At 47.0% G+C, this 3194-nt stretch carries 2 protein-coding genes; both read left to right on the top strand.

What is annotated here, in order from left to right; translation table 11 throughout:
* Positions 1 to 85: 85 nt before the first annotated feature.
* On the top strand, positions 86 to 832 hold the full coding sequence (locus V7Z60_RS08890; protein WP_334117471.1) for a distal tail protein Dit: 747 nt from the start codon (positions 86 to 88) through the stop codon (positions 830 to 832).
* Positions 829 to 3194, top strand: a 2366-nt coding sequence (locus V7Z60_RS08895) for a phage tail spike protein (protein ID WP_334117472.1), incomplete at its 3' end; no start/stop codon positions are given. The genes V7Z60_RS08890 and V7Z60_RS08895, both read left to right, overlap by 4 nt.

Below are 3194 nucleotides of genomic sequence, written 5' to 3' on the forward strand. Positions count from 1 at the left end.
AGGCATTCGTTGATGACATTTCCAAAGCACAGGGTACTAAGACACAGTTCCAACGTGCGTATAAATTCTGAAAGGAGTGGTGAGTGTGATTGTAAGATCACAGGTGGCATTCAGCTATGGTGGGCAGTGTATCGATACCGCAATAGCCGGCTTTACCACACTTGCCGTTTCAGGTCGTGGCAATTTTACAACTGCGGTCAATTCGACTGATTTGGCCAGTGATGGGGCTAAATACCTGAGTTCGCGCATTGAATCGAAGAAGCTGACGGTAAATTTTTTCCTGCAGGCTTCAAGCCTGTCGGATCTGGCTGATAAAACAGGGAAACTTAAGCAGTTTCTGTCCGTCAGGAATACGGAAGTTTCCTTTGCCGATGACGGCTATAGATATACCGGTACTGTAACGTCACTCACGTTTGACGATACCACGCTTCACCCAACAGGGACCATCGAAATTACACTGAGCGATCCATACTGTTATTCTGCGGAGAAGACTATAACGGGAACAGGGACATCTGTAAGCTTGTCCGAGTATGATGACACTGGATTTGCAAATTTGCCAGCAGCAATCGAATTCACGCCAACGGAGGGAATTTCCACATTCCAAATCACTAGCAACCAGGGCAAGCATTTTCTGCTAAATCAGTCAGTTTCAGCCGGCAAGAAAATAGTGATTGACTTTAAAACCCTGACATGTACGGTCAACGGCGCTACGGTATTGTCAAGCGTTTCTCTTAACAGCAACTTTGCTGATTTTAAGATTGACCACAACACTAAGCTGACGTTTAACGCAAATGGCAATTATGCAATTAGATTCGAGGTGAAAAAATTGTGATTTTGTATCAGCTGAACAAAAAACAGGATGTGATTGGGATCGCTTCGTCCGATGTCATCAGTGCAACGCTTGAGGAACAAATCAACACGGCCGGCAGTCTGAAGTTTGCCGTTGCCAGGAAACTGAGTGCGGGGTGTCAGTATGTACTGATACAACGCCCTGGTGCCGATACGTACATGTGCTTCAAGATTCTGACGGAAACACAGGAGGACAACCAGGTTAGCTATACTGCAGTTGAATCTGCATACGATGAACTTGGGTCATACTCATTTATCAAGGACATGCGGCCACAGAACCGCACCGCCAAGGAAATGCTGCAGCAAATCTTGTCGGCAACACGGTTTTCTGTCGGATATGTCGCTGATACCGGCACACAGAGTACGAATTTCTACTACACGACCGTGTTGGCTAGTCTGCAGAGCGTGGTTAACCTGTTTAACCTGGAAATTACATTTGACGTTGTTTTTGATCCGATTGGCAATCAGGTCAAAAGGCGATTAGTTAATCTGTACGCTCAAATGGGATCCAGAACCGGACGACGGTACGAGTACGGCGATAAGCTGCTCAGCGTAACGTGCGAACAGTCCAGTGACACTCTGGTAACTGCGCTGGTAGGCCGTGGGTCCAGTGTGCAGGTCAGCGAAGGTACTGATGGCAGTCCTGACGGGTACAGTCGTAAGATCACGTTTGCTGACGTTGTTTGGAAAAAATCTGCAGGGAATCCGCTCGATAAGCCGGCTGGGCAGGAGTATCTGGAAGACCCTGCTGCTACGGCTATATACGGGTTCTCTGACGGTGCACCACGTATCGGTTTAGTGGAGTTTGACGCAATCACCGACCCTGCGTTGCTCCTGAAAGCCACATATGACAAGTTGCAGGAAATGAAACGGCCTAAAGTGTCATTCAAAGCGTCAGTTACTGACGTCGGTAATCTGTCACTGGGGGATACAGTGGCGATTATCCGCCACGATTTAAAAATTGAGTATTCCACACGCGTGTACAAGGTTACGCATGACCTGCTCAACAGCCAGAACAACACAGTTGAACTGGGGGATGATTTTCAAGCCGCTAGCATAACGTCAACGATCAGCGCAGTTCAAGATACGGTGCAGAGCGCTAAAGAATATTCACAGTCTGCCCTGCAGTCGGCAAACGGTAAGAATACCAATCATTTCGGTACATCGCAGCCACAGTTTGCTGTTGAGGGGGACTTGTGGTACAAGGATCTAGGCAACGGCGAGACTGAAATGTACCAGTACAAAAACGGGAACTGGGAACTGATTACGTCGACGGCAGAGCTGCATAACACGCAGAAGGAAGTTGACCAGGCCATCAAAGATTTCAACGCGCAATTTAAAGAAATCGATGATAAGTACGTACCTAATGAAACTTACCAGACTGAGAAGCAGGCTTTTTCCACAGCCGTGACTAAAGCCTCGGAAATAGCTCAGTCTGCAAAGACAGCGGCAGATACTGCTTCCGAAAATGCAACAGAGGCCAGCAATGCCGCTACTGAAGCACGTACAAAAGTGGATGGCATTGTAAAAAACGTTGAGGAAAACAAAACAGCAATCGGCGAAATCAAGTCAGATGTCAGCGGCGTAAAAGCTACCTATGCTACCCTTGACGGCAAAGTTACATCAGCATCGGCCCGAGCTGGTGCTCTGGAAGCGGCATTGAGCGACGGCAAGGGCGGATTGATCAGCGTCAAAGCTGAAAATAACCGAATTGAATCTCTAGTTGATTCGAAAGTTGATGACAGTGAGTACAATACGTTTAAGCAGCAGACGTCAACAACGCTCAGCCAAAAAGCCAATAAGACTGACCTGAACGGATATGTAACAGGGACACAGTTTAAACAGACGGCAGATAAAGTTGACACGCTCGCTAGTGATGTCAAGTCTGTAAAGACAAAAGCTGACACTATTGAAACGGCCATGAATTCGACAAGCTTTGCCAACAGCGTGGTTAAGGCAAGCGGAATTGATACGAAAGTAGCCGGTTATGATACTACAATCCGAAAACTGATTGGTAAAGATGGTACAACCGGCGATTTAAACACGTTGGTATCTGCATACAGCAACGAAACCAATCAAACAAAAAAGCAAACAACTAATTTGATTAGTGCACTTGACTATAACGCATCGACCGGATCTTTCGGTTCCGGATTTGCCCAAAAGGTAGCTGATGCTTATGGTACGACCGAATCGTATAAATCACTGACCGGCAAGATTGACGGGTTGCAGATTGGGGGGACAAACCTGCTGGATGACAGTTCGATGGAAAGCACAAGATTTGGAGACTACACATATAACAACCTGACGTGCAAGGACGGTTGGACACTGCTTACGGCTTCATCAGT

Source organism: Ligilactobacillus sp., assembly GCF_036846325.1.
Lineage (GTDB): Bacteria > Bacillota > Bacilli > Lactobacillales > Lactobacillaceae > Ligilactobacillus.